This window comes from Mesorhizobium sp. LCM 4576 (assembly GCF_001854815.1).
GTDB classification, from domain to species: domain Bacteria; phylum Pseudomonadota; class Alphaproteobacteria; order Rhizobiales; family Rhizobiaceae; genus Mesorhizobium; species Mesorhizobium plurifarium.
This window is the reverse complement of sequence record NZ_MDDT01000020.1, coordinates 61,419-86,472: the sequence shown is the minus strand read 5'-3', so window position 1 is coordinate 86,472 and position 25,054 is coordinate 61,419. Positions and strand designations below refer to the sequence as shown.

Sequence of the window (25,054 nt, the reverse complement as noted above, 5' to 3'; positions counted from 1 at the left end):
CTTCAGCGGGATTTGTCGCGCAGCGACACGGCGACGGCGGTGAGGATGATCAGGCCGCGCACGATCATCTGGTCGGAGACCGAAAGGCCCATCAGGATCAGCCCGTTGTTCAGCATGCCCATCATCAGCGAGCCGACGAGAGCGCCGACGATCGAGCCCTTGCCGCCGTTGAGCAGCGTGCCGCCGACGATGACGGCGGCGATCACCGTCATCAGGTCCGTTTCGCCAAGCGTGTATTTCGCCGCCTGCAGGCGGCCCGCGTAAAGCAGTCCGGCGAGTCCCGCGAGCCCACCGCTGATGGTGAGCACGGCGAGCCGGATCTTCGGCACGCTGATGCCCGAAACGCTTGCAGCGCGGGCATTGTCGCCGGTTGCCAGCACATGCGCGCCGAAACGCGTCTCGCGGTAGACGAGGTGGCCGACGGCGATGGCGATCACCGTCCACCAGATGAGCGACGGCACGCCGAGCAGCGAGCCCGAGCCGAAGAAACCGGTAAAGGTCTCATTGGTGACCGAGATCGAACGCAGATCGGTCATCGAGCGCGAGACACCGGCGAACAGGCCCATCGTCGCCAGCGTCACCAGGAAGGACGGCAGCTTCACATAGGCGACCAGCGCGCCATTGATGAGACCGATCAGGATACCGGCGCCCAGGCCGGCGACGATGCCCGCCGCCATCCCGTAGGAGGCGATGGTGACGGCGGCGGCAAGCGCCGATACCGCCACGATCGAGCCGATCGAAAGGTCGATCTCGCCGGCCGACATGACGAAGACGAGGCCGATCGCCATGATCGTCACCGGGGCCGTCTGCAGCACGATGTTGGAGAGGTTGCGGACGGTGAGGAAGCCGCTGTCCTTCAGCATGAAGGCGAAGAACAGGAAGATCGCCAGGAAGCCGAGGTAGACGACATATTGCTGCAGATTGAAGCGGCTGGCGAAGCTGCCCACCTCGGTGCCGGTGTTGGCGCTGGTCATGTTCGATCTCCGATGGTGCGTGCTTCGCAGCCTGCCACGCCGTTTACTTCATGGCGTCCGCGATGGTCGCGGGCACATCCTTGTTGAGCGACTTCTTCCAGCCGTCCTTTACCGTGCCCTTGGTGACGGCGATGGAATCGACCGCGTAGAAGGGCTCGGCTTTCAGGCCGACCAGCGAACCCGCCGAGGCGCGCGCCAGCGTCACGCCGATGGAGTAGGCCTCGTCGGCGACAAGGGCCGCGATGTTACCACCTTTGACCATGTCGAGCGCGGCCGGTTCGTTGAGGTCGAGCGTGACGATCTTGGTGTGCGTGTTGCCGGCGGCGCGCAGCGCGGAAAGCACGCTCAGCGCCGGCTCTGCCCAGGTGACATAGATGCCGTCGAGGTCCGGATGCTGGGTGATCATCGCCTGCGCGATATCCTCTGAGCGCGCCGGGTCGGCCATGCCGGCCTCGGCGGCTATCTTCATGTCGGGATAATCCTGCTCGATGGTCTTCTTGAAGGCGCCGTCACGCTGGTTGGTGACGTAGAAATCGGCGTCGTGGAAGATGTAGCCGACCTTGCCCTTCTTGCCGAGCGCCTCGGCCATGGCGATGCCGGCCTTGTTGCCCATCTGGAAGAGGTCGTCGGAGACGATGGCGACGTAGTCCGTGCCCTGCTTATAGCCGGCCGGGCAATTGTCGACGAAGCCGAGCTTGACGCCGGCCTGGCGGGCCGGATCGTAGACGGAGCCCGCAGTYGCCGGATCGACGGGAAGCGACAGGATGATCGACGGCTTCTTGGCCATCACCGTCTCGACATCGGCCTTCTGGCGCGCGGCGTCGAAGCCGGCGTCGGTCTGCGCCACCACCTCGATGYCGAGCCGCTTGAACTCGTCGCGCGCGCCGGCGTTGACGGCGTTGGTGTACTCGCTCATCTCGTGCCAGACGAGGGCCGCGGTGAACTTGCCGTCCTTGATCTGCTGCTCCTGCGCCGCCGTCAGCGTCAGCGAGGCTGCCGGAACCGGCTTCTCGCCGTTCGGGCCGGTGGTGACGCCTTCGGCGGCGAAGGCGTGAGCGGCGAACAGGCTCGCCAATGCAGTCATAATGCTCAATGCTTTGCGCATGTCGGTTCCCCTTTTTGTTCAGGAAGAGAGCCCCGGCCCGGCAAGCCGGGCCGGGGCGTCGGCTTCATTTCGCCGCGTCGAGCACCGACTGCGGCGCGTCACGGTTGAGCGAGTCCTTCCAGCCCTGGGAGACATTCTCCTTGGTCACGGTCAGCGCCGGCGCGACGACAAAGGCCGGCGTCTGCTGGGCAAGCAGCGACTTCATGCCGGAGGCGGCCATGGCGCGGCCGAGCTCATAGGCCTTGTCGGCGACAAGTGCGGCGACGTTGCCGCCCTTGACCATGTCGAGCGCGACCGGCTCGGCAAGGTCGAGCGTGACGATCTTGGTATGCTTGTTGCCGGCGCCGCGCAGCGCCGAAAGCACGCCGTCGGCCGGCTCGGCCCAGGTCACGTAGATGCCGTCGAGATCGGGATGTTGCAGCAGCATGGCATTGGCCAGTTCCTCGGCCCGGGCCGGGTCGGAGATGCCCTGTTCGGCGATGATCTTGATGTCGGGGTAGTCCTTCTCGATGGTCTTCTTGAAGGACTGGTCGCGCTGGTTGGTGACGTAATAGTTGGCGTCGTGGAAGATGTAGCCGACCTTGCCCTTGCCGCCGATGGCCTTGGCCATGGCGTCGGCCGCCTGCTTGCCCATCTGGTAGAGATCGTCGGTGACGATCGAGGCATAGTCGGCGCCTTGCTTGTAATCCTTGGGCAGGTTCGACAGGAACACCAGCTTGACGCCGTCCTTGACCGCCTGGCGGAAGGCTTCGGCCGAGGTGACCGGATCGAGYGGCAGGGCCAGGATGATGTTCGGCTTGGCGGCTAAAGCGGTCTCGATATCGCTGCGCTGGCGGGCGGCGTCGAACTGCGCGTCGGTCTTGACCGCGATCGAGATGCCGGCCTTGGCGAACTCGTCGGTGGCGCCCGCGGTCACCGCATTGGTGAAGTCGGAAGAGGTGTGCCACAGGAGGGCTGCCTTGTAGCCCTTGTCCTTCAGCGCCGCGATGTCGGCATCGCTCAGCGTCACGCCGGAGCTCGGGGTGGCGGTCTCGCCCTGCGGTCCGACCGTCTGCGCGTGAGCCGCGCCGGCGGCGAGCATCAATCCGCCTGCCAAGGCGGCAATCCATTTCTTCATCAGCATGTTCTTAGTCTCCCATTTTCTGCTTCGTTGGACGTTCAGTCGGCCACGCCGCAATAGCGGGCCATGAAGGCTGCGAAGCCGACGATGCCGGCGAGGTATTCCTCGACATCGACGTGCTCCTCGAAAGTGTGGCAGTTGCGGATGTCGCCCGGCGCGCAATAGACGGCGGGAATGCCGAGACGATTGACGAAGAACGAGGATTCCGACCAGAAGGGCGCGCCCTCGATCACGCCGCGTCCGCTCATGGCGCCTGCCATCGACTGCGAAAGCATGGCGACTTCGGCACGCGTCTCGTCGATCTCGGCGGCGGTGCCGCCCAGCCMGTGATCGCGTCCTGCCGGATAGGCGAACTCCACGGTGATCTCCGGATCGGTGATGGCGCCGCGCACCGCGGCCTCGATCTCGGCGGCGGCCGTGTCGAGGTCCTCGCCCGGCAGGAGCTTGCGGATCAGCGACAGCGTGCATCGCTCGGGCACGGCGATATAGCCGCCGCCGGTAAGGCCGGTGATCAGCAGGAAGCCGCGTCCGATGTGCTTATGCTCGGCGCGGGCCGCCACCTCATCCGAGTGTTTCCACAGCGCCGTCATGGCGGCATGCGCGGCGCGCAACRCATCCTTGCCGAGCTCCGGCACGCCGAAATAGGCCGACTTGCCGGTGATCGTGATGTCGGTGATGAAGAAGCCGATCTGCGCGGCGTAGACGGCAAGCCGCGTTGGCTCGACATAGACGGTGAAATCGGGCGCCGCGACCTCGCCGGCTTCGATGCGGCCGACAAAATGCTTGATGCCGGCGGAGACACCGGTGCCGGGCTGGCCGCTTTCCTCGTCGCCGACGAAAGCGAAGGCGACGTCGCCCTTGAGGCGGATGCCGGCCTTGTCGAGCAGCGAGAGCGCCGCCAGCGAGGCGGTGATGCCTGCCTTGAGATCGCCGGAGCCGCGGCCCCAGACCGCCCCGTCGATGATGGGCGCGCCGAACGGGTCCTCGCGCTCGGTGCCGGCCCAATGCTCGCGCCAGCCGTCGACGTGGACGGTGTCGGTATGGCCGATGAAGAGCAGGCGCTTGCCTTCGCCAGTTCCCTTGCGCTCGCCCCAGATGTTCGGCCTGCCAGGCAGGAAATCCGTCCGGCTCAAGCTGCTCAGCCCCAGCTCGCGCATCTTCGCTTCGAGGAAGCCGACGAAGTTCGCTTCGTTGCCGGTGATGCTCTCGCGGCCGATCGCGCCCCTGAACAGAGCCAGCGCCTGGTCGGTATCGAGAACGGCGCGCAGCCGGGTTGTGATGTCGCTGGTCACAGCACGACCTCCTTCAGGGCAGCCGCCTGGGCGGTGGGAAGTGAAATGCGGCCATCCGGCGCGTCGACGCCGAACAGCGTGTTGTGCAGCTGGCCAAGGCCGATCGCGGCAGCGCCGATGAGTGCCGCCCGCGCGCCCAGCTCGCCGGCCTCGACCGTGACAGGGTAGGGGAAGCAGAGCGATATCAATGCTTTGACGCGTGAGAGGATCTCGGGCCTGAGGCCGATCGAGCCGCCCAGTATGACCTTTTCCGGATTGGCGACGGCGGCGATCGCGGCTATGCCTTGCGCCAGATAGCGCGCCGTTTCGTCGAGCACGGCGAGCGCGGCCTTGTCGCCCATTGCCGCGTTCTCGAAGATCGCGGGAACCGTGACCTGCGCGCCGGTCAGGGATCTGTAGCGCTCGGTCATCGCGTGCGTCGCCACCGCCCGCTCGAAAGCGCCGGTGCGCAGCGATTCCGCCGCGAACGGATCGGCGCCGATCGRCATGAAACCGATTTCGCCCGCCGCATGGGTGGCGCCGCGCACCAGATGGCCGCCGAGCATAAGGCCGCTGCCGACGCYGGTGCCCAGCGCGATATAGGCGAGATTGTCGATGCCCTGGCCCTGGCCCARCCAATTCTCGCCGAGCACGGCGAGGTTGACGTCGTTCTCGATCATCACCGCGACGCCGAGCGCCTTCTCGAACGCGTCGAGCACATTCATGGCGTCGAAGCCGGCGATGTTGGGCGCGAGCAGGATGCGGCCGGTCGCGGGGTCCGGCGCGCCCGGCGCGCCGATGACGGCAAGGCGGATCTTCTTGCGCGGGATGCGCTCCCTGGCCGCTGCCTGGAAGGCAAGCGCCGCGATCTGGTCGATGATGAACTGGCCGCCRCGCGGATCGGTCGGCGTCGCCGCTTCGGCGAAGATCTGGCAGGCGAGGTCGGTCAGCGCTACGCGCACCTTGGTGCCGCCCAGGTCGACGGCGATGATGTAGGCGGCGTCGTGGACAAGCTCGTAGGTGACGGCGGTGCGCCCGACATGGCCGCTGGTGCGCCCGGTCTCCTGCACCCAACCTTCCTGCTCGAGGCCGCGCACGATTTCCGAGATCGTCTGCTTCGACAGGCCGGTGAGCTTGGAGATCGAGGCCCGCGATATGGGCCCGCCCTGGACGATCGCCTCCATGACGGAGCGCTGCGAGAACTGGCGGGAAATGCGCGGCAGGTCGCTCACATCGGGCCTCTGATTAATTCGTTCTGTCACCGAACTTATTACTGAACTGGCACCCTTGTCAACGATCACGTTGAATTGTCGGAGACCGCAATCGGAAGGGATGATTTACTTGGCTGCCAGCTGCCGCACCCACCCTGCAACCGCGGCGAAACCGAGTTTGCTCATGGTTCGGGCCGCGGAAGCGAACGATCCAGCCGGTTCCGAACACGTGCGTGCTGGCTGGTCGGTGGTCGAGCCAGCCTTAATTCCTGTCGACCGGCTTGGAGCGCATGCGCGACACGGTCTCGCGTTCGGCGCGCTTGGAGCGCAGCGGCGGCAAGCCGCGGTCGACGAGGTCCATGTCCTCCAGCACCATGTCGCCCATGCGCTTGAAGGCGATGTCGAGCGCGCCGGCGCGATGCGCCGAACGCAGGAAGCCGGGGAGGGCGCGGACGGGATGGTCCTTTGCCAGCGGCTCCTCCGGGAAGACGTCGCTCGCCGCAACGATGTGGCCGCTTTTCACAGCCTTCATCAGCGCCGGAAAATCGACGACGCCGGCGCGGCTGAGCAGGATGAAGGCCGCGCCCTTGCGCATCTTGGCGAAAGCATCGGCGCCGAGAAAACCCTGGTTCTCGCTGGTGACGGAAGCGACGACGAATACGAAATCGCTTTGCGACAGCACCTCGTCCAGCGAGGCCGGCTCGACGCCATTGTCGACCAGGATCGACGGCGGCAGCCACGGATCATAGACCTTCGTGCGGGTACGGAAGCCGGTCAGCAGGCGGTTGAGGGCGCGGCCGAGATCGCCGAAGCCGATGATGCCGACATCAGCACCCGAAAGTAGGCGCGCGGTCTGGTTGCCGTCGCCGCCCCACAATTCCTCGCCCTGCCGGAAGGCGAGATCGGCATCAACGATGTTGCGCGCGAGGTTCAGCGCCATGGCGAGGCCGAGTTCGGCTACCGGTTCGRCAAAGACCAGGCCCGTGGTGACGACATGGATGCCGCGCGCGAACAGTGTCTCGTAGGGCATGTTGTTGAGGAGGTTGGTCTCGACATTGAAGATGCAGCGCAGCGCCGTCATTTTCTGTAGCGTTTCCGAGGCTATGGGCGGCTGGCCAACGATGTAGCGCGCTTCGGCCAGTACATCCGGCGGCAACTTTGCGAGGCCTTCCGGCGTTGTCTCGACAATGCGATATTTCCTGCGAAACAGCGCCAGTTGCGGCGGCGTGAAGATCAGGTCGAGCGTGCGTGGTTCGGGCGCGCTGATCACCAGCGGCAAGGTCTTGTCGGACATGTTTTCCTCCCGGGACACGATTGGATCGCGTCAATCGCATCTTTCCAGTCTTACTCCCGGTGAAACGATTTACAAGAACGAAAAATCGATTTATCGATTAGATTAGCGAGGCAGCAAAATCGGCTGCCTGCCCTCGGGAGGAGGTCAATGGCGCAACAGGAAGTTCGGCAGCGGCGTCCGTCGATCCACGACGTGGCAAGCCATGCCGGCGTGTCGGCAGCCACCGTCTCCAAGGTGCTGGCCGGCGTCACAACCGTGAAGCCTGAAAACGCGCAGCGCGTCTTCGATGCCGTCGAACGCCTGGGCTACCGCGTCGATCCTCTAGCCTCCGATATGCGYCGCGCCAAACGCCGCATCATCGGCGCCATCATGCCGGAATTCGAAAGCGAATTCTTCGGTTCGATGGTCACCGAGCTGGAGGGCCTTGCCGAGCAGCGCGGCTACACGCTGGTCGCCGCGTCGAGCCGTGAATCGGAAGCGCGCGAGAAGGAGATCCTAGCCCGCATGCATGACTGGCGCGTCGCCGGCGTGGTGCTGGCGCCGGTGCGCAACGAGCACGGACCGGCCGCCGATTTCATGAAAGCCAACGGCATGACCGGCGTGCTGATCGACCGCGTGCTCTCGGATGACGCCTTCGATACGGTATCGGCCGACAGCGCCGCCGCCAGCGCCGAAGTGGCGCGGATGCTGGTCGGCAATGGGCACAGCCATATATTGGTCATCGGCCTTGCCGAGCAGGCAGCGACGGTGCGGGCGCGCCTGGAAGGGTTTCGCACACAGGCGCTGGCGCTCAACCCGTCGGTGCGCATCGATGTCATCACCTCGGAAGTCAGCGTCGAGCCGCTCAGGGCTTCGCTGCGCGATTACTTTGCCAGGGGAGAGCGACCGACCGCCGTCTATTCGCTGCTTTTGAAGGGCACGCTTGTCGCGCTGTCCGAGTTCCGCCGGCGCGGCTGGCATTGCCCGAACGACATCTCGCTGGTCGGCTTCGACGATGCGGAATGGATGCAGGTGACATGGCCGGCGATCGCGGCCGTGGTGCAGCCGGTGCGCCAGATCGCCAGCGAGGCGATGAACCTTTTGTTTCGCAGGGTCGAGGGCGCCGTGGGACCACCCACGGCGCGGCTCGAACCCTGCCAGGTGTTGATGCGGGAATCCGTTGGCTCGCCAGGCAGCGGCCCGCATTCCGGGGGAGGAGACCGACAACAGCCCCCATTGTCGTGAACGGAAGCATGCGCCGGCCCTGGCCGAGGCATCCGGCGCCAAGGATCAACGGAGGATCGAATGATATCGCATTTCTTGAAGATAAATCGATTTACACTTGCCGTGGGCGTCGCGCTTGCGTTCTCCGCCGTCGGCGCCGCCAAGGCCGAGGACGGAGAATACGGCGTGCTGATGAAGACGCTGGCCAATCCGTTCTGGGGCGCGATGGCGCAGGGCGTCGCGGACGGCGCAAAGGAAGCCGGGGTGAAGTACTTCCAGCAGGCGGCCGAGAGCGACCAGGCGGCCGAGCCGCAGCTCAATCTCTGCAACACGATGCTCGAGCGCAAGCCGGTGGCGATGATCACCGCCGCCATCAACTCGACCAATCTCCTGCCTTGCCTGAAGTCGGCGCAGGAGGCCGGCATCAAGATCGTCGACCTCGACAACAATCTCGACCAGGCGGTGCTCGACAAGGAGGGCGTCAAGGTCACCTTCCACATCGGCTCCGATAACATCGCCGCCGGCGCGCAGGGCGCCGAATATCTGGCCAACAAGCTCGGCAAGGACGCCAAGGGTCCGGTGCTGGTCATCGAAGGCCTCTCCGGCAACATCACCGGCGAGAAGCGCGCCAAGGGTTTCGCCGACAAGCTGAAGGAACTGGCGCCGGGCCTCGAGATCGTCGCCTCGCTGCCGGGCGACTGGGATCGCGGCAAGGCCGCCTCGATCGCCACCGACACGCTGACCGCGCATCCCGATCTCGTCGCCATCTTCTGCGCTAATGACGGCATGGCGCTTGGCGCGGTGGAGTCGGTTTACGCCGCCGGCAAAGGGCCGCAGGTGACGATCATCGGCGTCGACGGCAATTCGGACGCGGTGAAGTCGATCAAGGAAGGCCGCCTCAACGCCTCGGTGGCGCAACTTCCCTATCTGGTCGGCAAGCAGGCGGTCGAGAACGTCAAGAAGGCTCTCGCCGGCGACAAGGTCGAGGACAGCATCGCGGTGCCGACCTTGGTGCTGACCAAGGACGTGATCGACGCCGGCAAGGAGCCGATGCTGCAATATGTGAAGTGAGGAAATAGGGAATAGGGAATAGGCAGTAGGCAGTAGGCAGTAGGGGGAAGCACGCGGGTTCGACCGCTCGGATCGCTCCCATATTTTCCCTACTGCCTAACCCCTACTGCCTACTGCCTTACCGCCCTCTCTCGAAGGTGCAAAGACATGGCTTCTGAACAGCCCGGCTTCTGGGCTCGGGTGCAACGCGCATCCGTCGAAAGGCTCCACATCAGGCTGGAGTCACTGGTGGTGCTTCTTGCGCTGGGCACGGCGATGGCGCTTTTGTCGCCCTATTTCCTGTCGCTCAGCAATTTCCTCAACATCCTGCTGGCCACCTCGACGATCGGCGTGCTGGCGATTGCCGCCACTTTCGTCATCGGCTCGGGCGGGCTCGACCTGTCGCTCGGCTCGGTGATGGGTCTGGCCGGCGTCGCCGGCGCTTTCGTGGCGGTCAATCTCGGTTGGCCGTCGGTCTTCGCGGTGATCGCCTGYATCCTCGCGGGCGCGATCGCCGGCTACATCAACGGGCAACTGGTCACCCGCGCTTTCGTGCCGGCCTTCATCGTCACGCTCGGCATGCTGGGCCTGGCGCGCGGCCTGGCGCTGGTCATCTCGCAGGGCAGGGCGATCTACGGCCTGCCGCCCGAGATCGTCTATATCGGCCAGGGGCGGCCCTTCGGCATTCCGATGCCGGTGATTATCTTCGTGCTGACGGCGATCGTGGCGCATGCGGTGCTCGCCTATACGCGCTTCGGCCGCCACACGCTGGCGCTGGGCGACAGCGAGGGTGCGGCGCGTGCCGCGGGCATCCGCGTCGAGCACCACCGCCGCATCATCTACACGCTTTCGGGCGCGCTTGCCGGCCTCGCGGGCCTGCTCTTCACCGCTCGCGTCAACGCTGGCGACCCGACCGCCGGCATCAACTACGAGCTTACCGCGATCACGGCGGCGATCATCGGCGGCACCAATTTGTTCGGCGGCCGCGCCTCGATCCTCGGCACGATGATCGGCGCGCTGATCATGGGCGTGCTGCAGAACGGGCTGACGCTGCTTGCGGTGCAATCCTACTACCAGCAGATGGCCATCGGTGCCRTGCTGATCCTCGCCGTCTTCATCGACCAGTACCAGGTGCGGAAGGAGTCGCGCGTATGACCCTGCTTTCGCTTCGCGGCATCCGCAAGAGTTTTGGCGCGGTCGACGTGCTGCATGGCGTCGATCTCGCCGTCGCGGCCGGCGAGGTGGTCGGACTGGTCGGCGACAACGGCGCCGGCAAATCCACGCTGATGAAGACCATCACCGGCATCTACCGTGCCGACTCGGGCTCGATCGAATTCGACGGCAAGGACATTCTTGCCCTCGACCCTGGCCAGCGCCGCCAGCTCGGCATCGAGATGATCTACCAGGATCTGTCGCTGGCCAAGCAGCAGGACGTGGCCTCCAACATCTTCCTGGGGCGCGAGCCGACGAAGCGGCTGTTCGGCCTGTTCCCGGGCTTCGTCGACAAAAGCGAGATGGATCGCCAGGCGTCGAAGATGATCGAGCGATTGGGCGCGCATCTGCYGTCGATAAACCGGTCGGTCGGTTCGTTCTCCGGCGGCCAGCAGCAGACCGTGGCGATCGCGCGTGCGCTCACCTTCAATCCCAAGCTCGTCATCATGGACGAGCCGACCGCAGCACTTGCCGTGCGCGAGGTGCAGAGTGTGCTCGACCTCATCCGGCGGCTGAAGTCGGAAGGCATCGCCGTCATCCTGATCTCGCACCGGCTGAACGACGTGCTGTCAGTCACCGACCGTATCGTGGTGCTGCGCCACGGGCGGGCGGATGCCGATCTCGTCACCGCCAACACCAACATGAACGAAGTCGTCAGCCGCATCGTCGGCGGCGGCGATACGGCCGCAGCGGCGGCGCATGAACAACGAGGCTGACATGAACACCTTCGGACTGCACACTTTCGCCATCGCTCCGGTCTGGGACCTCGCCCGCATCGAGCCGCAGATGGACAGACTGAAGGAGCTCGGCATCGGCCTGATGGAGATCCCGCTGCTGCGTCCCGAGGAGATCGACACCAAGCGCACGCGCGGCTTTGCCAACCACTATGGCGTCGAGCTTATCCCGTCGCTCGGCCTGCCGCGCGCGCTTGACGTGGTCGAGCGGCCGGACGAAGCGCTCGATTTCCTGCAGCCGGCCTTCAAGGTCTGCAACGAGGTGGGCGCCGAGGCGCTGGGCGGCGTCACCTACGGCACGATCGGCAAGACCACCGGACGGGCGCYGACGCAGCGCGAGATCGACGGCATGTGCCRCTTCCTCGAACGCGCGGCGAAATCGGCGAAGTCGCGCAGCCTGAAGCTCGGCATCGAGCCCTGCAACCGCTACGAGACGCATCTGATCAACCGCGGCATCGACGCGGCGCGGATCATCGAGCGGGTCGGCGCCGAAAACATCTTCATCCATCTCGACACCTACCACATGCATATCGAGGAGGAGAGTTTTGCTTCCGGTTTCGAGGCGGCAGCGCCCTATCTCGGTTATGTGCATGTGTCGGAAGCCAATCGCGGCGTGCCGGGGCGCGGCATGCTCAACTGGGTGGCCTGCATGAAGGCGATCGCCGACATCGGCTATCAGGGCGCGATCACGCTCGAAAGCATGAACCATGTCGATGTCGACATCGCCGGCGGGCTCGCCGTGTGGCGGCCGGTGGCGGAAGATCCGCGCGACGTCATCGAGGTCGGCCTGCCGTTCCTGCGCGAGGAAGCGAGGAAGGCGGGGTTGACGCTGGGCTGAAGTGTCAGAACGGGTAGTGCTGACCCGGATCCTCGATCGTCACCCAGCGCAGGTCGGTGAATTCGGCGATCGAGGCCTTCCCGCCGAAGCGGCCRTACCCGGAGCCTTTCACGCCGCCGAACGGCATCTGCGCCTCGTCGTGGACGGTCGGGCCGTTGATGTGGCATATGCCGGCCTGGATGCGCGCGGCAACGGCAAAAGCGCGGCGGATGTCGCGGCTGAAGACGGCGGAGGACAGRCCGTATTCGGTGTCGTTGGCGACGCGCACGGYCTCGTCTTCGCCCTTCACGCGAATGACAGGCTTCACCGGGCCGAAGGACTCTTCCGAATAGACGCGCATGGCGGGCGTCACGTGATCGAGGAGCRTGGCTTCCACGACCGTGCCGGTCCGCTTGCCGCCGGCGGCAAGCTTGGCACCCTTGGCGGTCGCATCGGCGGTCAGCTCTTCCATCTTATCCGCCGCCTGGCTGCTTATCAGCGAGCCGAGCACGACATGGCCGCGCGGGTCGCCGGCCGGCAATTGTGCGGCGCGCGCGGCGAGCTTGGCGACGAACTCGTCGGCGATTGTCTCGTCGACGATCAGCCGCTCGGTCGACATGCAGATCTGGCCTTGGTGCATGAAGGCGCCGAAAACAGCGGCATTCACGGCCGCATCGATGTCGGCGTCGTCAAGCACGACGAGCGGCGCCTTGCCGCCGAGCTCGAGCAGGGCCGGCTTGAGGTGGCGACCGGAGAGCTCGGCGATGATGCGGCCGACCTTGGTCGAGCCGGTGAAGTTGACGCGCTTCACCGCCGGATGCGCGATCAGCGCCTCGACGATTGCCGCGGCGTCCTTCGGGTCGTTGGTGACGACATTGACCACGCCCTTGGGCAGGCCGGCCTCGACCAGCGCCTGACCGATCAGGCGATGCGTGCCGGGGCACATTTCGGACGCCTTCAGCACCACCGTGTTGCCGCAGGCGAGCGGCATCGCCAGCGCACGCGTGCCGAGGATGACCGGCGCATTCCACGGCGCGATGCCGAGGCAGACGCCGGCCGGCTGGCGGATCGCCATAGCGAGCGTGCCGGGTTTGTCGGACGGGATGATCTCGCCGGCAATCTGCGTGGTCATCGCGGCCGCCTCACGCAGCATGTTGGACGCCAGCATGACATTGAAGCCGGCCCAGGGGCCGGTGGCGCCGGTCTCTTCCATCATCAGCTTGGTGAACTCGCYGACCTTGGAAGCCATGACGTCGGCCGCCTTCAAGAGCAGCGCCCGGCGTTCGCCAGGCCCGGTCTTCGACCAAGCGTCGAAGGCAGCGGCCGCGGCATCGGCGGCCGCGTTGGCGTCGGCGATGCTTGCGGCGGCGGCGCGCGTCGCGAGCTTGCCGGTGAAGGGATCCAGGCGCTCATACGAGGCTTTGCCCGTTGCCGCCCGCTCGTCGCCGTCGATCAGAAGTCCAATGTCCATGGGTTTCTCCCCTCGCTCCCAATGAAGCGTTGCAAACTGGATGTTAGAAGCCAAGCACTTCCGCGTTGATCGACGCTTCGAGGCCGCCGTCAACGGGCACATTGGCGCCATTGATCCAACGCGCCCCGTCCGAGCACAGGAACAGCACGGCCGGCGCAATGTCGCCCGACGTGCCGGCGCGGCCGACGCGGGCGATATCGCTGTCGACCTTGGAATCGCCGAGGACCGCGCGGAACTGTCTCAGGATCGGCGTCTCGACCGGGCCGGGGCTGACTGCGTTGACGCGGATGCCACGGCTCTTGAACAGGTCCTGGTGCGCGGCGCGGAAGGTCCACAGGAGCAAGAGCTCCTTCGAGACGGGATAGCCTTCCTCGTTCTTCACCGCGTGGTCGGCAATCACCTTGGCCACATCGGGAAACCCTTCGACGCTGATCATCGAGGCGGCGCGGTTCAGATTGGCGCGCCAGCCATATCCGGCGATCGAGGCGACGTTGACGATGGCGCCGCCTTCTCGAAGCCTCGGCGCCATCGCTTCGGAGAGCGCGCGCAGGCCGTAGAAGTTGACGGCAAGCGTCGGCGCCGCACCTGTGTTGCCGGAGAGGCCGGCGACGTTGCAGAGCGCGTCAATGCGCTGCGGCAGCCGCGCGACGAGGTCGTCGACGCCGGCCTTTGACGAAATGTCGGCCTGGACGAAGACGCCTTGACGCCCGGCCGGCTCGCGCAGATCGACACCGATCACATCGGCGCCGAGCTGGCCCGCCAGTTCCGCCGTGCGCGCGCCGATGCCCGAGGCGACGCCGGTGATGAGGATCGTCTTGCCGAACAGCATGCTCATGCCTTCTCCCTGTGTGCCRCAGTGGGTGCTGGTGAAATGGTCTCGCCGGTCGGATCCGCCACGCTGGTGGGAAGCCTGACGCGGTAGCCGACAGACAGCAGGCGCCAGCCGAAGCGTTCCTCGAGCGTGYCCCAGAGACCGCGCGGCAAGAGCAGCGAGAAGACCAGCGCCGTGGCGCCGAGCCCGATCAGGTACCAGACGCCGGTGCCGCCGAACCAGGTCTCGATGAGGAAGAAGAGCAGCGCGCCGAGGATGGCGCCTTCGAAGGTGCCGATGCCGCCGACCAGCACCATGAAGATCATGTAGGCGGTCCACTGCACGTTGAAATAGGTTTTGGGCTGGAAGGTGATGGCGGTCRCCAGCCATAGCGCGCCGGCGACGCCGATGCCGAAGGCCGCGAGCACGAAGAGCAGCCGCTTGGTGCCGATGACGCGCACGCCGACGGAGGCTGCCGCATCCTCGTTGTCGCGGATGGCGCGGATGGCGGCGCCGGTGCTTCCGCGCAGCAGGCCGAACAGGATCGCAAGCAACGCAATCATCGACGCCAGCGCCAGCCAGTAGATGGTCAGCCTGCGCGTCGATGCATCGTAGACGTTGAGCGAGATCAGTGACGTGCCGGTCTCGCCCTGGATCAGCCGGTCGAGATTGACGAGGAGATGGGTGAGCGCCGCGATCACCCACATGCCGATGGCGAATTCGCCGTTCTTCAGGCGCAGCATGAACAGCGAGATCGGCCAGGAGACCGCGCCGACGATGACCGCCGAGACGAAGAGCGCGACGAACGGGTCGAGGCCTGCATTGGCAAGCCGGATGGCGAAATAGGCGCCGAGGCCGAAGAACACCTGCTGGYCGACCGAGACCAGACCGCCGAAGCCGGCCAGCGCATTCCACATCGCGGCGAGGATGACATAGATGAACAGCGCGGTCATGCGATCGACAGCGCCCGCCGACAGGAACTGCGGCGCAAGGGCGAGCAGCAGGACGATGGCAACGACACCGATGCCGGCGATGCGCGAGGCGGCGGTGCCGCGTTCGATGACAGGGGAGGCGGCGTTCATGACGCCTTCCCGGTGGAGAGGCGCAGCAAGCCGCGCAGGCCGAGGCCGGAGGTATAGAGGCGGATGAACAGTACGATCAGGAACGCGACATGGCCGCCGATGAGAAAGCCTTGCGGGTGTATCTTCGCGCCGAGCGTCTGGGCGAGCGCCAGGACAATGCCGCCGATCAGCGTGCCCCAGAGCGAGCCGGCGCCACCGATGACGGCCGCCTCGAAGGCGAACAGTAGCTGCGTCGCGCCGGCATAGGGATCGAAGGTAGCGCGCATGCCGAGGAAGGCGCCGGCAAGACCGACCGTGACCATGGCGATGGCCGCGGCGACGGCGTTGGCGCGGCGCGCGTCGACGCCGACCAGGCCTGCCGTATCCGGGTCTTCCGACGTGGCGCGGATCGAGCGGCCGAGGCCGGTGCGGGTGAGGAACAGTTGCAGTCCGCCGAGCAGGACGACGGCGGTGACGAAGATGATCACCGCAAGCTTGCCGACATAGAGGCTGCCTGGCCATTCCCAGGAATCGTAGGACAGGCTGCCGATGAAGGGCGCCAGCGAGCGCGTGTCGGCGCCGAACTGTTCGAACAGGACATTGTCGATGACGATCGCAAGGCCGAAGGTGGTGAGGATCGGCAGCAGCGCGCCGCCGCGCGCGCTGCGCTCGAGCAGGAATCGCTGCAAGGCCCAGCCGATCACCGCCATCAACGGCAGCACGATGGCGAGGCCGAGGAAGGGCGGGATGTGGAAGCGCGAGGCGAGCAGCCACAGCGCGAAGGCCGACAGCACGGCGAGACTGCCATGCGCAAGGTTGATGATGCGCATCACCGAGAACATGAAGGAGAGGCCGCAGGCGATCAGCGCGTAATAGCCGCCGAGCAGGATGCCCTGGACGATCTGGTTCATCATGCCGGCACGCCTCCGGCGCCTTTCCGGTGCAGGCCGAAATAGGCTTTGGTCACCTCGTCGCGCGAAACGGTCATGCTGTCGCCGGCGAGCGCGWTCCGGCCCTCCAGCATGCAGATGACCTTGCTGGAGACAGAGAGCGCGCGGTTGAGATCCTGCTCGACCAGGATGATCGTCGTGCCGGAACTGATCAGCTCCTGCAGCGAGGCATAGACGCGGTCGACGATCAACGGCGAGAGACCGAGCGAGACTTCGTCGAGCAGGAGCAGGTCGGGATTGCTCATCAGCGCGCGGCCAATCGCGGTCGCCTGCTGCTCGCCGCCGGAGAGATGTCCGGCCCTGGCATGGCGGCGGGGCTTGAGGTTGGGGAAGGTTTCGAGCACGCGCTCGACGCTCCAGTCGCCGGCGCGRCCGGCGCTGCGGCCGAGCAGAAGGTTTTCCTCCACCGTCATCTGCACGAAGAGGCGCCGGCCCTCGGGCACCAAGGCGATGCCCTTGCGGACACGTTCATGCGAGGGCACGCCGGAAAGGTCGGCGCCGTCGAAGACCACGCGGCCCGAGGCTGCCTGATGCGCGCCGGCGATCGCGCGCAGCAAGGTGGTCTTGCCCGCGCCGTTGGCGCCGACCAGCGCCAGCGTCTCGCCGCGTGCGACGTCGAAGCTGACGCCGCGCACCGCCTGCAGCAGGCCATGGCGGACGACCAGATCCTCGACTGACAGCAGGCTCATTTCGGGCCTCCGCCGAGATAGGCGCTGATCACTTGCGGGTCGGCCATCACCGCTTGCGGCTCGCCATCGGCGATGATCTTCCCGGCATCCATGCAGATCAGCCGTTCGGCCACCTGCAAAAGAACGTGGACGATATGCTCGATCCAGACGATGCCTATCCCGCGGCGGCGCAATTCGCGGATGGTCTCGACGAGCTCGCCGGCCTCGCCGTCGGTAAGGCCGCCGCCGATCTCGTCGAGCAGAAGCAGGGTCGGTTTCGCGGCGAGCGCGCGGGCCAGCTCCAGCCGCTTGCGGTCGAGCAGGCCGAGCGTCTCGGCACGGCGGTTGGCGACACTGAGCATGCCGCAGAGCTTCAGCGAGCCGAGCGCTTCCTCGTAAGCCTCGTCGCGGCCGAGTCCGGCGCCGTGCGAGGCGGCGACGAAGACATTCTCGAAGGCGGTCATGCCGCCGAAGGGTTTCGGCACCTGGTGCGTGCGGACGAGGCCCAGCCGGCAGCGCTGCGTTGCCGGCAGCGCCGTCACGTCATCGCCCTTGAAGGCAATCGTTCCGGCGCTTGGCGGATAGGCGCCGGAGAGCACGCTGAGCAGCGTCGTCTTGCCGGCGCCGTTGGGGCCGACGATGCCGACCGCTTCTTCGGCGCCCATGGCGAAGTCGATGTCGTCGAGCACCACAAGCGCGCCGAAGCGCTTGTGGATGCCGGCGGCGCTGAGGATCGCACCGTTGGGCGTGGCGTTCACGATGCGGTCCTCGACTTGATCAGCCGTTGTAAGGCTGGAGCTTGGCCCCGACCGGCACGTTCGGGTCGGTGGCGTTCTCGGTCACGACATAGTCGAGCGGGAACTTCGAGCCTTCCTTGGCGGCGACCCATTGCGTGCCGATGATCGGGCCGGGCGAGACATTGGCGACCGGGCCGCTGGTGAAATCGACCTTGCCGATCATCGTCTCGGTCTTCAGCGTGCTCAGCGCCTTGGCGACCGCTGCCTTGTCCTTGGCGTCGGTGCTCGCCTTCAGCGCTTCGAAGCCGGCGTCGAGCAGCGACATCGAGGCGCCGAGCTGCTGCGTCCACTGCTTGCCGCTTGTCGCCTCATAGCCGTCGGCAAGCTCCGTTCCCGAAACGCCGGTCAGCGGCGATTTGTACGGGAAGGCCTTGTGCCAATAGGCGGCGCTGGAAATCTTCATGCCGAGATCGCCGAGCGCCTCTATGTCCGAGGGGAACAGGCCGGTCTTGGCGACCTGGGCGATCTTGATCTGCCTTGTCAGGCCTTGCTGCGCGGCCTGACGCCAGAAGGCGGCGAAGTCGGGCGGGATCGGGAAGGAGTTGAAGATCTCGACACCTTCCTGCTTGAACAGCGCGATCTGCGAGGAATAGTCGGTAGTGCCGGTTTCGTAGGCGCCGGGATCGACGATCGTGAAACCCTGCTTGGCCAGAAGCGGCGCCAGGTTTGCGCGGATGGCGTTGCCGTCGGCGTCGTTGGGATACATGACGCCGACCTTCTTGTTGGTCTCGATCAGGTTCCACTGCGAAATGTAGGTCTTGAAGAATTCGCCGACGCCGAAGCCGAAATGATAGGTCCATTTGAACGGCGAGGGCGCGCCGGGCTTGGCGCCGCGGCCGAAATACCAGGCCTCCCAGGGCATGACCGTCGACAGGCAGGGCACGCCGGCGGCCTCGCAGGCGTCCGCGACCGGATTGATGACCTCCGGCGTGGAGACCGCGAGCATCAGGTCGATCGCCTGGTTGTTGATCAGGTCCTTGGCGAGCTGGCCCGCGCGCGACGGATCCGACTGCGTGTCCTGATCGAGGATCTCGACGCTGTATTTGTTGCCGCCGAGCTCGATGCCGCTGGCCAGGGCCTTGCGGGCGAGGTCGAGCACATAGCCGTCGGTCTCGCCGAAGCCGGCAAGCGGGCCGGTGCGCGGGCTGACGAAGCCGACCTTGAGCGTGTCGGCGGCCTGCGCGAAGGCCTTGCCGCGGCCGAATGCAAGTGCCGCGCCGCCGCCCATCGACGTGGCGATGAACTGGCGTCGTGAAATGCCCGATATGGCGGGCTTGCTGCCGATACTATGAGACATCTGCTCCTCCCTCAGTCGCCGTTCGACACGACGGCAAACGGGTCTTCCGCTTGCGGCCGGACAGCACGGCTTTCGATCCTCCGGAGGTCACATTGCACTAGCGGTTTGGTTCGGTAAAATGATATTTTACGGTGTTTCATTAACCTATGGGTTAGTGAAATTCGGACTGCCGACCCGATCGTCAGGCGTGGTGCCGCGCCGCTTCGCGGATCGTCTGCAAGAGGATGGTGAAGGCAGGCGAGGGCGCTGTGTCGGTGCGCATCGTCAAGCCCACCGGCCCCTTGGTCTCGTCCGTGTCCACCGGCAAGGCGACAAAGGCGCCGCTGGCGATCTCGTTGGCGACGACGCCGGCCGAGATGATCCATACGGCGTTGCTCTGGCGCATGAAGGAACGGCCGAAGGAATCGGAAACGGTTTCGATTTCCGTGGCCGGCGCGGTCATGYCATTGGTGATGAAGAGCCGGTCGACGAAAGGCCGGATGACGGATTCCCGCGTCGGCATCAGGACGGGGAAGTCGTCGAGCCGCGCGAAGATGTCTGTTCCTGGTTCCGACAGGGGATGTCCTGCCCGCACCACGAACAGCACCTGCTCGGAATAGAGGTGCTCGAAGAAGAAGCCGGTCATATGCTCCGGGGCCGCGAGGCGGCCGACGACGAGGTCGAGCGCGCCGACGCGCAACTGCTCGAGCAGCACCGCGTTCTCGCCGGTGACGATCTTGAGCGCGGCGCCGGTGTTTTCCTCGAGGAACAGGTTCATGGCGAGCGGCATCACACGCGCCGATACGGTCGGCAGCGCGCCGATGCGGATCGGGTCGCGGTTGAGGGCGCCGTCCTGGCGCACGGAATCGACGCCGCGCTTCAGCGCCGAGATCGCCGAGCCGGCATGTCCGAGGAAGATCTCGCCGAGACGCGTGACGCGGATGCCGCGGCCGTCGCGCTCGACCACCGCGACGCCGAGCGCTTCTTCCAACTCACGCAAGGTCTTGGTCACGGCCGGTGCGCTGACATGCAGGAAGTCGGCGGCGCGCGCGACACTGCCTTGCCGCGCGACCGCGAGAAACGCCTGCAGATGGCGGAAGCGGATTCGGCTTTCGGCCATGGTTCGATAACCTCAGAGTTAATGAAACGCCGCAAAATATCATTTTACCGAACCAAACTGCTCGTGCAATGTGGGTTTGGAGGATCGAAATCGTGCCATTCGTCAGCATAGGCGGCGTCACGCTGCATCACCGCTTCATCAAGGCGACGGGCACGTCGCGTCCGATCATCTTCATCAATTCGCTGGGCACCGACTTCCGCATCTGGGACGACGTCGTGGCAAAGCTCACCGGTGAAATGCCGATGCTGGTCTACGACAAGCGTGGCCATGGTCTGTCGGATATCGGCAGCGGCGCGCGTTCCATCGACGACCATGTCGACGATCTTGCGGGCCTCATCGACCACTTCGGCTTCAACAAGGTCGTGCTCTTCGGCCTCTCCGTCGGCGGCATGGTCGCGCAGCGGCTTTGCGCCCGCCGGCCCGAACTCGTCGAGGCGCTCATCCTCAGCGACACCGCGCATAAGATCGGCACGGCCGAGAGCTGGAATACGCGTATCGCAACCGTCGAGCGCGACGGCATCGAGGCGATCGCCGACGGCATCATGAAAGTGTGGTTCACGCCGGAATTCCACGCCGCGCGCGCGGCCGATCTGGCCGGCTGCCGCAACATGCTGACCCGGCAGGCGCTGCCTGGTTACATCGGCACCTGCATGGCGGTGCGCGATGCAGATTTCACCGATAGCGCGCGGCGCATCGCTGTGCCGACRCTCTGCGCCGTCGGCGACCAGGACGGCTCGACGCCGCCCGATCTTGTCCGCTCGCTGGCCGGCCTGATCCCCGGCGCGCGTTTCGAAGTGATCCGCGATGCCGCGCACATCCCGTGCATCGAGCAGCCCGAAGCGCTCGTYAGCTTGATCCGCGATTTCGTCGCCTCGTTGCCCGAGGGAAAGTCTGCTCATGGATGATCTCACGAAGAACCGCTACCGGACCGGTCTCGAGGTTCGCCGCTCCGTGCTCGGCGATCCCCATGTCGACCGCGCCGAGGATACCGYGACCGATTTCGACCGGCCGTTCCAGCAGCTGATCACCGAAGCCGCCTGGGGAACGGTATGGGCACGGCCCGGCTGGTCGAAGCGCGAGCGCTCGATCGTGACGCTGGCGCTGCTTGCGGCGCTCGGCCATGACGAGGAAGTGGCCATGCATGTGCGCGCCACCGCCAACACGGGCGCCACGCGCGACGATATCTGCGAGGCCTTTCTGCATGTCGCGATCTATGCCGGCGTGCCGGCCGCCAACCGCGCTTTCAAGATCGCCAAGGAGGTGTTCGCGCAGATGGACGGAGCCAAGACCGCCCATGGCTGAGCGAGGAACCAACCGGGCGCCGGAAACCGGTGCCTTCTTCCAGCGCGACCGCCAATGGCATCCGCCGGCCTTCACGCCGAACTACAAGAGCTCGGTGCTGCGCTCGCCGCAAAAGGCGCTTTTGTCGTTCGACAACACGCTGTCGGAACTGACCGGACCGGTGTTCGGGCACACGATGCTCGGCGAGCTCGACAACGACCTGATCCACAATTTCGCCAAAGCCGGCGAGAGCGCGCTCGGTGAGCGCATCATCGTCCATGGGCGTGTGCTGGACGAGCGCGGCAACGGTGTCCCCGGCGTGCTGCTCGAATTCTGGCAGGCCAATGCCGGCGGCCGCTACCGCCACAAGAAGGACGGCTATCTCGCCCCGCTCGACCCGAATTTCGGCGGCTGCGGCCGCACGATCACCGGCGAGGACGGCGGCTACGCCTTTCGCACCGTCAGGCCCGGGCCTTATCCCTGGCCGAACGGTCCGAACGACTGGCGGCCGGCGCATATCCATTTTTCGGTGTTCGGCCACGGCTTCGCGCAGCGGCTGATCACACAGATGTATTTCGAGGGCGATCCGCTGATCTGGCGCTGCCCGATCGTCGGCGGAATTTCCAACAAGCAAGCGATCGAGGCGCTGATCGCTGCGCTCGACATGCAGTCGACCATCCCGATGGACGCGCTCGCCTACAAGTTCGACATCGTGCTGCGCGGGCGCCGCTCGACGCTGTTCGAGAACAGGCCGGAGGGCAATTGATGGCGCAGTCGCTCGACCGGTTGAAGGAGAGCCCTTCGCAGACCGCCGGCCCCTATGTGCATATCGGGCTGACACCCAATTTCTGCGGCATCGGCGGTGTCTATGCGAGCGACCTCGGCTCGACGATGCTCAACGGTGAGACCAGGGGCGAGCGCATCGAATTGCGTATCCGCGTGCTCGACGGCACCGGCACGCCGCTCAAGGACGCGCTGATCGAGATCTGGCAGGCGGATGCCGCCGGGTTGTACAATTCGCCCGCCGAGTTGCGCGGCACGGCCGATCCGAACTTCTTGGGTTGGGGCCGGCAGCCGACCGACATGGAAACGGGCGTCTGCCTGTTCCAGACGATCAAGCCGGGTCGCGTGCCGTTCCGCGACGGCCGGTTGATGGCGCCGCACATCACGCTGTGGATCGTGGCGCGCGGCATCAATCTCGGCCTGCATACGCGCCTCTATTTCTCGGACGAGGAAAAGGCCAATGCCGAGGACCCGATCCTTGCCTGCATCGAACATCGCCTGCGCGTGCCGACGCTGATCGCCGAGCGCCAGGGCGATGCCTACGTCTTCGACATACACCTGCAGGGCGAAAAGGAGACGGTCTTCTTCGACAGCTGACCGTGGCCGCCATGACCGTTTCGCCCTTCGATCATCCGCTGCTTTCCGGCCTGCTCGGCGACGAGGAGGCGGYCAGGCATTTTTCCGTCGAAGCCGACATCGCCGCGATRCTCGGTTTCGAGYGGGYGCTGGCCGAGGTGGAAGCGGAGCTGGGTGTCATCCCGCGTGATGCGGGGGCGGCGATTGCGAAAGCCTTGGGATCGTTCCGACCGGATACGGCGAAGCTGCGTGCCGGTGTCGCCAGGGATGGCGTCGTGGTGCCGGAACTGGTTCGGCAGATCAAAACCGCGGTCGGTACGCCGCACGATGCCTATGTGCATTTCGGCGCCACCAGTCAGGATGTCATCGACACCTCGCTTGTGCTGCGCTTGCGACAGGTCGTCGACCATATCGGCCTGCTGCTCGGCGAGAATGTCGTGCGCCTCACCGGGCTGGGGCTGGAGTTCGAAAACCTGGAACTCATGGCGATGACGCGCATGCAGCCGGCAATTCCAATAACCGCACGGGATCGGATCGTTTCGTGGCGGGCGCCGCTCGAACGTCACCAGGAACGCTTGAARGAGCTCTCCGGCCGGCTGCTGGTGCTGCAATTCGGGGGTGCCGCCGGAACGCTGGAAAAGCTCGGCGACAAAGCCGCCGCCGTCCGCGCCGCGCTTGCCGCGAAGCTCGGTCTTGCCGATGCGCCGCAATGGCACAGCCAGCGCGACGCGCTCGCCGAGTTCGCCTCCTGGCTGTCGCTGGTTACCGGAAGCCTCGGCAAATTCGGGCAGGACGTCGCATTGATGGCGCAGATGGGGTCCGAGATCAAACTGTCCGGCGGTGGCGGTTCGTCGGCGATGCCGCACAAGCAGAATCCGGTGAAGGCGGAGGCGCTGGTGGCGCTGGCGCGCTTCAATGCCGTCCAGCTTTCCGGCATGCACCAGGCGCTGCTGCATGAGCAGGAGCGCTCGGGCGCGGCCTGGACGCTGGAATGGCTCATCCTGCCGCAAATGGTCGTGGCGACCGCGGCCGCGCTGCGGCTTGCGGCCGAGCTGAGCGCGCAGATCGAGAGCCTCGGACACTGATGCGCACGCAGGTCGTCATCGTTGGCTCGGGGCCGTCCGGCCTGCTGCTCGGCCAGTTGCTCGCCGCGATCGGGGTCGAGACGATCATCCTCGAGCGATCCAGCCGCGAGCATGTGCTCGGCCGCGTTCGCGCCGGCGTGCTCGAACAAGGCACGGTCGACCTGCTCGGCGAAGCGGGCGCGGCGGACAGGCTGCATGCGCRGGGGCTGCAGCATGCCGRCATCTCGCTCGCCTTCGACGGCCGCGCGCATCGCATCGACATGACCGCGCTCACCGGCGGCAAGCATGTCACCGTCTATGGCCAGACGGAGGTGACGCTCGATCTGATGCAGAAACGCGAAGCGGCGGGCTTGGTGACTTTCTTCGAAACCTCGAATGTCGCGTTGCATGGTTTCGACGGCGCTGCGCCCTTCGTCACCTACGACAAGGACGGCCTCACGCACCGCATCGACTGCGACTTCATCGCCGGCTGYGACGGCTATCACGGCGTCAGCCGCAGGTCGGTGCCGGAAGGCGCRCTGAAGACGTTCGAGCGGCACTATCCGTTCGGCTGGCTGGGCGTGCTGGCCGAAGTGCYGCCGGCCGACCATGAGCTGGTCTATGCCAATCACGAGCGAGGCTTTGCGCTCTGCTCGATGCGCTCGCCGCGGCGCAGCCGCTACTATGTGCAGGTTCCTGCYGACGAACGCGTCGAGGACTGGTCGGACGACCGCTTCTGGGACGAGTTGCGCAGCCGCCTGCCGCCGCATATAGCGGGCGCCGTCATCATCGGGCCGTCCTTCGAGAAGTCGATCGCGCCGCTGCGCTCCTTCGTGGCCGAGCCGATGCGCTTCGGAAAACTGTTCCTGGTCGGCGATGCCGCCCATATCGTGCCGCCGACCGGCGCCAAGGGCCTCAACCTCGCCGCCAGCGACGTGCGCTATCTCTTTGCCGGACTTCGCGAATTCTACCGTGAGAGGTCGCAAGCCGGGCTCGACGCCTATTCAGCCAAGGCTTTGGCGCGTGTCTGGAAAGCGGTGCGCTTTTCCTGGTGGATGACGACGATGCTGCACCGTTTTCCGGAGACAGGCGAATTCGGCCAGCGCATCCAGGAAGCCGAGCTCGATTACCTGGTACATTCCAAGGCCGCTTCCACGGCATTGGCCGAAAACTACGTCGGTCTGCCTTACTGATCGGCCGCCGTG

Annotated in this window: 25 protein-coding genes; 11 read left to right on the top strand and 14 right to left on the bottom strand. The window is 65.8% G+C overall.

Features of this window, described 5'->3' with window-relative positions; translation table 11 throughout:
- Nucleotides 1-2: 2 nt before the first annotated feature.
- The 6 genes from LCM4576_RS11425 to LCM4576_RS11400 all read right to left on the bottom strand — a co-directional run bounded on the left by LCM4576_RS11425 (nt 3) and on the right by LCM4576_RS11400 (nt 6,975).
- Entirely contained in the window at nt 3-974 is a 972-nt protein-coding gene (locus LCM4576_RS11425; RefSeq protein ID WP_040983996.1) for an ABC transporter permease, read from the bottom strand.
- A 43-nt stretch (nt 975-1,017) separates the two neighbouring features.
- Nucleotides 1,018-2,079: a substrate-binding domain-containing protein gene (locus LCM4576_RS11420; protein ID WP_071032208.1), complete on the bottom strand. Its 1,062-nt coding sequence runs from the start codon at nt 2,077-2,079 to the stop codon at nt 1,018-1,020.
- A 64-nt stretch (nt 2,080-2,143) separates the two neighbouring features.
- Nucleotides 2,144-3,202 carry a substrate-binding domain-containing protein gene (locus tag LCM4576_RS11415; RefSeq protein WP_071032207.1) on the bottom strand — a complete coding sequence of 353 codons (1,059 nt, stop codon included), beginning with the start codon at nt 3,200-3,202 and terminating at the stop codon, nt 2,144-2,146.
- A gap of 35 nt (nt 3,203-3,237) precedes the next feature.
- Nucleotides 3,238-4,491 carry a M20 family metallopeptidase gene (locus tag LCM4576_RS11410; RefSeq protein ID WP_071032206.1) on the bottom strand — a complete coding sequence of 418 codons (1,254 nt, stop codon included), beginning with the start codon at nt 4,489-4,491 and terminating at the stop codon, nt 3,238-3,240.
- Complete coding sequence (locus LCM4576_RS11405; RefSeq protein ID WP_071032205.1) at nt 4,488-5,702, bottom strand: ROK family transcriptional regulator; 1,215 nt, start codon at nt 5,700-5,702, stop codon at nt 4,488-4,490. Before LCM4576_RS11405 ends, LCM4576_RS11410 begins: the two co-directional genes overlap by 4 nt.
- A gap of 241 nt (nt 5,703-5,943) precedes the next feature.
- Nucleotides 5,944-6,975 carry a hydroxyacid dehydrogenase gene (locus tag LCM4576_RS11400; protein ID WP_071032204.1) on the bottom strand — a complete coding sequence of 344 codons (1,032 nt, stop codon included), beginning with the start codon at nt 6,973-6,975 and terminating at the stop codon, nt 5,944-5,946.
- Nucleotides 6,976-7,122: 147 nt separating this feature from the next.
- Here LCM4576_RS11400 and LCM4576_RS11395 point away from each other — a divergent pair, with 147 nt between their 5' ends.
- The 5 genes from LCM4576_RS11395 to LCM4576_RS11375 all read left to right on the top strand — a co-directional run bounded on the left by LCM4576_RS11395 (nt 7,123) and on the right by LCM4576_RS11375 (nt 12,012).
- Nucleotides 7,123-8,199, top strand: coding sequence for a LacI family DNA-binding transcriptional regulator (locus tag LCM4576_RS11395; protein WP_040984007.1), 1,077 nt, complete (start codon nt 7,123-7,125; stop codon nt 8,197-8,199).
- Nucleotides 8,200-8,259: 60 nt separating this feature from the next.
- Nucleotides 8,260-9,249 (top strand): substrate-binding domain-containing protein, encoded by a 990-nt coding sequence (locus tag LCM4576_RS11390; protein WP_071032203.1) that lies wholly within the window; start codon nt 8,260-8,262, stop codon nt 9,247-9,249.
- A 147-nt stretch (nt 9,250-9,396) separates the two neighbouring features.
- A complete protein-coding gene (locus tag LCM4576_RS11385; protein ID WP_071032202.1) occupies nt 9,397-10,383 on the top strand; it encodes an ABC transporter permease in 987 nt (328 codons plus the stop codon).
- On the top strand, nt 10,380-11,156 hold the full coding sequence (locus LCM4576_RS11380) for an ATP-binding cassette domain-containing protein (protein ID WP_071032201.1): 777 nt from the start codon (nt 10,380-10,382) through the stop codon (nt 11,154-11,156). Before LCM4576_RS11385 ends, LCM4576_RS11380 begins: the two co-directional genes overlap by 4 nt.
- A 1-nt stretch (nt 11,157) precedes the next feature.
- Nucleotides 11,158-12,012 carry a sugar phosphate isomerase/epimerase gene (locus LCM4576_RS11375; RefSeq protein WP_071032240.1) on the top strand — a complete coding sequence of 285 codons (855 nt, stop codon included), beginning with the start codon at nt 11,158-11,160 and terminating at the stop codon, nt 12,010-12,012.
- 4 nt (nt 12,013-12,016) lie between these two features.
- Here LCM4576_RS11375 and LCM4576_RS11370 read toward each other — a convergent pair whose 3' ends face one another.
- The 8 genes from LCM4576_RS11370 to pcaQ all read right to left on the bottom strand — a co-directional run bounded on the left by LCM4576_RS11370 (nt 12,017) and on the right by pcaQ (nt 20,145).
- A complete protein-coding gene (locus LCM4576_RS11370) occupies nt 12,017-13,462 on the bottom strand; it encodes an aldehyde dehydrogenase (protein ID WP_071032200.1) in 1,446 nt (481 codons plus the stop codon).
- A 43-nt stretch (nt 13,463-13,505) separates the two neighbouring features.
- On the bottom strand, nt 13,506-14,291 hold the full coding sequence (locus LCM4576_RS11365; protein WP_071032239.1) for a coniferyl-alcohol dehydrogenase: 786 nt from the start codon (nt 14,289-14,291) through the stop codon (nt 13,506-13,508).
- A 2-nt stretch (nt 14,292-14,293) separates the two neighbouring features.
- On the bottom strand, nt 14,294-15,355 hold the full coding sequence (locus tag LCM4576_RS11360) for a branched-chain amino acid ABC transporter permease (RefSeq protein WP_071032199.1): 1,062 nt from the start codon (nt 15,353-15,355) through the stop codon (nt 14,294-14,296).
- Nucleotides 15,352-16,248: a branched-chain amino acid ABC transporter permease gene (locus LCM4576_RS11355; RefSeq protein ID WP_071032198.1), complete on the bottom strand. Its 897-nt coding sequence runs from the start codon at nt 16,246-16,248 to the stop codon at nt 15,352-15,354. Before LCM4576_RS11355 ends, LCM4576_RS11360 begins: the two co-directional genes overlap by 4 nt.
- A complete protein-coding gene (locus LCM4576_RS11350; RefSeq protein WP_071032197.1) occupies nt 16,245-16,973 on the bottom strand; it encodes an ABC transporter ATP-binding protein in 729 nt (242 codons plus the stop codon). Before LCM4576_RS11350 ends, LCM4576_RS11355 begins: the two co-directional genes overlap by 4 nt.
- Complete coding sequence (locus tag LCM4576_RS11345) at nt 16,970-17,644, bottom strand: ABC transporter ATP-binding protein (protein ID WP_274534961.1); 675 nt, start codon at nt 17,642-17,644, stop codon at nt 16,970-16,972. The genes LCM4576_RS11350 and LCM4576_RS11345 overlap by 4 nt, the downstream gene beginning before the upstream one ends.
- An 85-nt stretch (nt 17,645-17,729) precedes the next feature.
- Entirely contained in the window at nt 17,730-19,046 is a 1,317-nt protein-coding gene (locus LCM4576_RS11340; protein ID WP_071032196.1) for an ABC transporter substrate-binding protein, read from the bottom strand.
- 181 nt (nt 19,047-19,227) lie between these two features.
- Nucleotides 19,228-20,145, bottom strand: a complete 918-nt coding sequence (gene pcaQ, locus LCM4576_RS11335; RefSeq protein ID WP_071032195.1) for a pca operon transcription factor PcaQ — start codon at nt 20,143-20,145, stop codon at nt 19,228-19,230.
- A 92-nt stretch (nt 20,146-20,237) separates the two neighbouring features.
- Here pcaQ and pcaD point away from each other — a divergent pair, with 92 nt between their 5' ends.
- From pcaD to pobA, 6 genes are read left to right on the top strand one after another with little or no spacing between them, the layout of a single operon-like run.
- Complete coding sequence (pcaD, locus tag LCM4576_RS11330; protein WP_071032238.1) at nt 20,238-21,050, top strand: 3-oxoadipate enol-lactonase; 813 nt, start codon at nt 20,238-20,240, stop codon at nt 21,048-21,050.
- The gene (gene pcaC / locus LCM4576_RS11325; RefSeq protein WP_071032194.1) at nt 21,043-21,447 is read left to right on the top strand and encodes a 4-carboxymuconolactone decarboxylase; all 405 of its coding nucleotides are present in this window, start codon (nt 21,043-21,045) and stop codon (nt 21,445-21,447) included. Before pcaD ends, pcaC begins: the two co-directional genes overlap by 8 nt.
- Nucleotides 21,440-22,192, top strand: coding sequence for a protocatechuate 3,4-dioxygenase subunit beta (gene pcaH, locus LCM4576_RS11320; protein ID WP_071032193.1), 753 nt, complete (start codon nt 21,440-21,442; stop codon nt 22,190-22,192). The genes pcaC and pcaH overlap by 8 nt, the downstream gene beginning before the upstream one ends.
- Nucleotides 22,192-22,806 (top strand): protocatechuate 3,4-dioxygenase subunit alpha, encoded by a 615-nt coding sequence (pcaG, locus tag LCM4576_RS11315; RefSeq protein WP_071032192.1) that lies wholly within the window; start codon nt 22,192-22,194, stop codon nt 22,804-22,806. Before pcaH ends, pcaG begins: the two co-directional genes overlap by 1 nt.
- An 11-nt stretch (nt 22,807-22,817) precedes the next feature.
- Nucleotides 22,818-23,870: a 3-carboxy-cis,cis-muconate cycloisomerase gene (locus LCM4576_RS11310; RefSeq protein WP_071032237.1), complete on the top strand. Its 1,053-nt coding sequence runs from the start codon at nt 22,818-22,820 to the stop codon at nt 23,868-23,870.
- Entirely contained in the window at nt 23,870-25,042 is a 1,173-nt protein-coding gene (gene pobA, locus LCM4576_RS11305; RefSeq protein ID WP_071032191.1) for a 4-hydroxybenzoate 3-monooxygenase, read from the top strand. The genes LCM4576_RS11310 and pobA overlap by 1 nt, the downstream gene beginning before the upstream one ends.
- Nucleotides 25,043-25,054: the final 12 nt, after the last annotated feature.

Coding starts and splice junctions, on each gene's coding strand:
- LCM4576_RS11425 (WP_040983996.1), bottom strand. CDS start 974: ATGACCAGCGCCAACACCGGCACCGAGGTGGGCAGCTTCGCCAGCCGC.
- LCM4576_RS11390 (WP_071032203.1), top strand. CDS start 8,260: ATGATATCGCATTTCTTGAAGATAAATCGATTTACACTTGCCGTGGGC.
- LCM4576_RS11365 (WP_071032239.1), bottom strand. CDS start 14,291: ATGCTGTTCGGCAAGACGATCCTCATCACCGGCGTCGCCTCGGGCATC.
- LCM4576_RS11355 (WP_071032198.1), bottom strand. CDS start 16,248: ATGATGAACCAGATCGTCCAGGGCATCCTGCTCGGCGGCTATTACGCG.
- LCM4576_RS11340 (WP_071032196.1), bottom strand. CDS start 19,046: ATGTCTCATAGTATCGGCAGCAAGCCCGCCATATCGGGCATTTCACGA.
- pcaH (WP_071032193.1), top strand. CDS start 21,440: ATGGCTGAGCGAGGAACCAACCGGGCGCCGGAAACCGGTGCCTTCTTC.
- pcaG (WP_071032192.1), top strand. CDS start 22,192: ATGGCGCAGTCGCTCGACCGGTTGAAGGAGAGCCCTTCGCAGACCGCC.